This is a genomic window from Kitasatospora sp. NPDC093558 (assembly GCF_040683475.1).
Lineage (GTDB): Bacteria > Actinomycetota > Actinomycetes > Streptomycetales > Streptomycetaceae > Kitasatospora.
This window is the reverse complement of record NZ_JBFBDY010000394.1, coordinates 1-5,936: the sequence shown is the minus strand read 5'-3', so window position 1 is coordinate 5,936 and position 5,936 is coordinate 1. Positions and strand designations below refer to the sequence as shown.

At 74.9% G+C, this 5,936-nt stretch carries 4 protein-coding genes; 1 reads left to right on the top strand and 3 read right to left on the bottom strand.

Annotation, left to right across the window (positions count from 1 at the left end):
• The 3 genes from AB0O00_RS27325 to AB0O00_RS27315 form a co-directional block, all read right to left on the bottom strand.
• On the bottom strand, positions 1-1,304 hold a 1,304-nt coding region (locus AB0O00_RS27325), incomplete at its 3' end, for an acyl-CoA dehydrogenase family protein (RefSeq protein WP_363656115.1).
• A complete protein-coding gene (locus AB0O00_RS27320) occupies positions 1,301-3,052 on the bottom strand; it encodes a fatty acyl-AMP ligase (protein WP_363656113.1) in 1,752 nt (583 codons plus the stop codon). The genes AB0O00_RS27325 and AB0O00_RS27320, both read right to left, overlap by 4 nt.
• Positions 3,053-3,110: 58 nt before the next feature.
• Positions 3,111-3,911, bottom strand: a complete 801-nt coding sequence (locus tag AB0O00_RS27315) for an alpha/beta fold hydrolase (protein ID WP_363656111.1) — start codon at positions 3,909-3,911, stop codon at positions 3,111-3,113.
• 243 nt (positions 3,912-4,154) lie between these two features.
• Between AB0O00_RS27315 and AB0O00_RS27310 the strand changes: the two genes are divergently transcribed.
• A partial coding sequence (locus tag AB0O00_RS27310) for a BTAD domain-containing putative transcriptional regulator (RefSeq protein WP_363656109.1) occupies positions 4,155-5,936 on the top strand: 1,782 nt, incomplete at its 3' end.

The window sequence follows — 5,936 nt, the reverse complement described above, 5'->3', positions numbered from 1 at the left end:
GACTGCAGCACGCTGGAGCCGGTGCGCGGCAGCAGGCTCAGCCGGTCGCGGTCGAAGGCGGGCAGCGGCGCGGCGAGGTCGACGGCCGCGGCCAGGCCGGCGCGGTCCGTCGTGCGCAGCCGCAGGTGCCGGGCCAGCAGCGGGAAGGAGTTGATCAGCGCGTGCAGGTTGACCAGCGTGTTGCCGTCGAAGATGGAGACGATCCGGTGGTCGCGCTGTACCTTCTGGAACCGGCCGTGCCGGAAGGCCGGGCCGACCAGCAGCGAGCGGGCGCCGAGCACCGTGGCGAGCCGGCCGATCACCTGGTCGACCAGGGTCGGCACGAAGTACTTGGTGACGGCCGAGACGACGGCCAGTTCGCCGGTCAGGCCGTGGATGCTGCGGGCCCCGACCAGGGTGACCGCCTCGGCCAGCAGCACGTCCGCGTAGGACTGGGCGAGCAGCCGGCGGGTCTGCGGCAGGTCGGCCAGCCGCCGGCCGTAGGCCTGCCGGTCCACGGCGAAGCCGGTGGCCAGCCCGAGGGCGTTGTCGGCGGCGCCGAGGGAGAGCGAGGCGCACAGGATCCGGGTCAGCTGCAGGCTCTTCAGCACGATCTCGGTGCCCTGGCCCGCGCTGCCGACCAGCGCGTCGCGCGGCACCGGTGCGTCGGTGAACGCGACCCCGCTGATGTCCGCGCCGCGGATGCCGTGCAGCTTCACGGCGGGCAGCGGCCGGTAGGCGGGCGTCCGGAGCTGCTGCTTGTCGACCATCAGCAGGCTGTAGCCGCGCGGGTCACCGGCCTCGCCGGTGCGCACCAGCAGGCAGACCAGCCGCCCCCGGTTGGCGTTGTTGATCAGCCACTTCTCGCCGCTCACCTGGTAGCCGTCGGCGGTGGGCCTGGCCACCACCTCGCCGGCCAGCAGGTCGCTGCCGTGGTCCCGTTCGGTCAGGCCCCAGGAGACCGCCGCGCCGGAGCGCACCAGCCCGGCCAGCTCGGCCGCCTGGGCCGGGCTTCCGCCGACCCACACCGACACCGCGCCGAGGAAGGTCTTGCCGTGGCCGATCGCCACCGTCAGGTCGCGCCGGGCCACCGCCCGCATCAGCTGGAGCACCTGCGGGTACTCGTGCAGCGCGCCGCCGTACTCGGCCGGGACGTACTGGTCGGGCAGGCCGAGGAAGTCGAGCTCGCGGCAGATCTCCACCGGGAACTCCTCGCGGTCGTCCAGCTCGCCGCAGCGGGCGTAGGAGAACAGCCGCCCGGCGTCGTCCGGGTCGCCGAGGCCGCGGTCCAGCAGCCGGGCGCTTCGGTAGGCGGCGTGGGTCATCCCGCGCTCACCGCGCTCCGGTAGCGGGCGGCGGTGGCCGGGGCGAGGTCCTCGTACACCGGCTCCAGGGCGGCGGTCATGAAGAGCTCGCGCATCAGCGAGCGCTGCACCTTGCCGCTGGTGGTCTTGCGGACCTGGCCGGGACGGAGCAGCACCAGGTTGGGGATCCGCACCCCGACCCGGGCGGCGAGCTCGCCGCGCAGCCGCCGGGTGAGCTCGCCCAGCTCGTCCGGGTCGGTGGGGGCGCGCCGGATCTCGTGCATCGCCACGATCTCCTCGCCGTCCCCCGGCACGGCGCAGACGGTGCCGCTCAGTCCGGTGAACGCCTCAGCGAGCGAGGCGAGTTCGCGTTCGATGTCGTGCGGGTAGAGGTTGCGGCCGTTGACGATCAGGACGTCCTTGATCCGTCCGGTGACGTAGAGCCCGCCGTCGTGCCGGACGCCGGTGTCGCCGGTGCGCAGGAAGCCGCGCTCGCCCTCGGCGGTGACCGCCCGGAAGGTCCGCTCGGTCGCCTCCTCGTTGCGCCAGTACCCGGCGCCGACGCTGCCGCCGCGGATCCAGATCTCGCCGATCCGGCCGTCCGGCAGGGTGGCCAGGGTCGCGGGGTCGACGATCCGCAGGTCGAGGTCGTGCACCGTGCCGCTGCTGACCAGCACCGGCCCGTCCGGGCCCGGCTCGACGGGACGCAGCTCGTTGGCCGCCAGCGCGTCGGGGTCGACCGCGGTGAGCGTGGGCGGATCCTCCCGCGGGGTGGCGGACACCAGCAGGGTGGTCTCGGCCATGCCGTAGCAGGGGTTGAACTGCTCCCAGCGGAAGCCGGCCGGGGCGAACCGCTCGGCGAAGCGCCGCAGGGTCCGGGCGTTGACCGGCTCGGCGCCGTTGCCGGCGTGCCGCAGGCTGCTCAGGTCGAGCCGGGCCAGCTGCGCGTCGGTCACCCGGCGCGTGCAGAGGTCGTAGGCGAAGTTCGGGGCCACCGTGATGTCGGCCCGCTTGGCGCCGATCAGCTCCAGCCACACGTGCGGGCGGCGCAGGAAGCTCATCGGGGCGAGCTGGTAGGTGCGCCCGCCGGCGTACAGCGGCGCGATCAGGGTGCCCATCAGGCCCATGTCGTGGTGCTGGGGCAGCCAGCTGGCCATCACGCTGTCCGCGGTGATGTCGAAGGCCCTGGTCATCAGCCCGATGTTGTGGCGCAGCGAACCGTGGGTGACCATCACGCCCTTGGGGGCACTGGTCGAGCCCGAGGTGTACTGGAGGATCGCGACGGCGTCGTCGGCCGGTTCCGGCACCGCCCGGTCGGTGGGCGGCGCCAGGTCGAGCAGGTCGGTGGCGAAGCAGGCGAGGTGCTCGGCGCCGACGTGCGCCAGTAGCTCGGCCGCGGCCTCCTGGTTGGCCGAGTCGGTCAGCACCAGCCGGGCCTCGGTGTCCTTGACGATGCCGTCGGAGCGGGAGGCGTGGCCGCGCTGGGTGCTCGGCTGCGGCGCGGGGACGGCGATCACGCCCGCGTACAGGCAGCCGGCCAGTACGGTGACGAACTCGGGCCCGGCGCCGTAGAGCAGCAGGGCCCGGTCGCCGACGGCGCAGCGCTCGCGCAGCCAGTGCGCCACGGCGCGGGCGCGGCGGTCGAGTTCGCCGTAGCTGAGGGCCTGCTCCGACAGCCCGTCGGAGGTCGGCTCGACGTACACCAGCGCGGTCCGGTCGGGGGTCTCCCTGCCGTGCTGCACCAGCCGGCTCACCAGGTGATCGGCCATCGGATGGCGTCCCTTCTGTCGTGGTTCACGGTTCGGGTGGGGCCGAGCCCCGGACGGGTCAGGCGCTCGCGGCGCGCACGGCCCGCTGGGCCTGGCGCAGCCGCAGGTCGGCGCGCAGGTGTGCGGTGAGGTGGGCCAGCAGCGGCCGCTCCTGCTTCTGCAGGTAGAAGTGGTCGCCGGGGAAGGTCCGCAGTTCGAACGCGGCGCTGGTGGTGTCGGACCAGGCCGCGACCAGGTCGGCCGGGCTCTCGGTGTCCTCCGCGCCCGTGTAGGCGACCACCGGCATCCGGTGCCGGGGGGCGCCGGGGGCCGGGCGGTACTCCGCGACCAGGGCGTAGTCGGCCCGGATGCTGGGCAGGACCAGCTCGCGCAGCGCCGGATCGTCGAACGCCGTCAGCGAGTTGTTGCCGAGCCGGCGCAGTTCGGCGACGAAGGCGTCGTCGTCCTCGGCCGCCGGCTCCTCCGGCGCGCACCGGTGCGGGGCCGGCAGGCCGGAGACGAACAGCCGCAGCGGCCGCACCCCGTGCCGGGCCTCCAGGCGCAGGGCGACCTCGTGCGCCACCGCCGCGCCCATGCTGTGCCCGAACAGGGCCAACGGGACACCGTCGGCGGACAGTTCGGCCAGGGCCGCGGCCAGATCGTCGGCCATCGCGTGGAGGGACGGCGCGAACGGGTCGCCGATCCGGTCCTGCCGGCCCGGGTAGCAGGCCGCCAGCACCTCGAAGTCGGCGGGCACGGCGCGGGACCACGACCAGTAGGCGGTCGGTGCCCCGCCGGCGTGCGGGAAGCAGACCAGGCGCAGGCGCGCGTCGGGGGTCGGGCGGTGGCTGCGGAACCACAGCCCTGCGGAATCGGTCATCGGGGTCCTTCGGTGGAGGGGTGGCGGCCGGGACGGTGGCGACCTCAACGGCCCCCGTCACACTGCCGACGGGACCTATATCCGGCCCATATCCGGCCGGCGCACCGGACTCCCGGACCGGGTGCGGGATTTCGGCGGTCCGGCCGGACACTGCCGTGGCAGCGTCCTGACGTGCCCATTCGATGCCGCGGCCCGCCGCGGGTCCGCACAATCGCCGGGCAGGCACAACACCAGGGGGAAATGATGGAACTGCGTGTACTCGGCCCGGTCGAAGTCGTCGACGCGCACGGGGAGCCGATCGAACTGCCGGGCATCAAGGCGCAGACGGTCCTCGCGACCCTCGCCCTGGCGGACGGCCAGGCCGTGTCGGACACCCGGCTGAGCTCGATGCTCTGGTCCTGGTACCCGCCCAGCACCATGACCGCGCAGATCTACACGCACGTCTCGCGGCTCCGCAAGCGCCTGGGCCCGGACGTCCAGCTGATCCGCCGGCCTCGCGGCTACCAACTGCGGGCGGAATGTGCCGAGTTGGACCTCCACGCGTTCGAGAGGTCGGCCCGGGCCGGGCGCGCGGCGCTGGCCCGGCGGCACTACCGCGAGGCGTCGGACCGCCTGGGTTCGGCGCTGGCCCGCTACCGGGGCACCGTGCTCGGCAATGTGACGGAGTACCTGGCCCAGGCCGAGCAGCCCCGGCTGGAGGAGTTGCGGCTGGCCGCCCTGGAGGACCGGATCGAGGCCGAGCTGGCGCTGGGCCGCCACCACGGGCTGGTGCCCGAACTGACCGCGCTGCTGTCCGACCACCCGCTGCGGGAGCGGTTCCGCGCCCAGCTGATGACCGCGCTGTACCGCTGCGACCGGCAGTCCGACGCGCTCGCGCTGTTCCAGACCGGGCGGCGGCTGCTGGCCGAGGAACTCGGCATCGACCCGGGGGCCACCCTGGTCGCGGTCCACCAGGCGGTGCTGGAGGGCCGGTTGCCCGGGCCGGACGCGGCGGACGCGGTCGTCGCCGGGGTGGGGTCCGTGCCGGAGCCGGTGGTCCCGGAGCCGCTGGTGCCGGCGATGCTGCCGCCGGACGTGGCCGACTTCACCAGCCGGTCCGCCGAGTCGGCGCGGCTGGCGGCGCTGCTCGACCCGGACGGCGAGCCCCGGCCGCGGCGGGTGCTGATCACCGGCATGGCCGGGGTCGGCAAGTCGGCGCTGGCGGTCCACGTGGCGCACCGGCTGCGCGACCGCTTCCCCGACGGCCGGCTGTACGCGGACCTGGCCGCCGGGGGTCTCGGGCAGCACCCGGGCGCCGTCCTCCTCTGCTTCCTGCACGCCCTCGGCGTCGACCCGGCGGCCGACCAGCGGGACCTGCCGGAGCTGGTCCGGATCTACCGCACGCACATCGCCGAGCGCCGCCTCCTGGTGCTGCTGGACAACGCCGAGCGGGACAGCGAGATCGCCCCGCTGCTGCCGGTCGGCCCGGACTCGGCGGCGCTCGTGACCAGCCGGCGCCACCTGGTCTTCGCCTCCGACCGGGACTGCCTGGAGCTGGCCCCGTTCGCCGAGCGGGAGTCGACCGAGCTGCTGGCGGCCGTCGCGGGACCGGAGCGGATCGCGGCCGACCCGGCCGCCGCCCGGGAGATCACCCGGCAGTGCGCCGGGCTGCCGCTGGCGGTCCGGATCGCGGGGGTGCGGCTGGCCTCCCGGCCGCAGTGGACGGCCGCGAGCCTGGCGCGCCGGCTGGCCCGCCGCGACACCCGGCTGGACGAGCTGAGCTTCGGGGAGCTGCGGGTGCGCGACAGCATCCGGCGCTCGCTGCGGCAGGTCAGCCTGCAGGGCCGGCAGATGCTGCCGCGGCTGGCGGTCTTCGAGACCAGCGCGTTCCCGGTCGAGGCCGCCGCCCGCGAGTTGCGGATGCCGCAGGCGACAGCGGAGCAGCTTCTGGAGGAACTCGCGGACGTCCGGCTGCTGGAGGCGGTTCCGGCCGGCGCCCGGGGCGGCGTCGGCTACCGGATGCACGAGCTGGTGCTGCTCTCCACC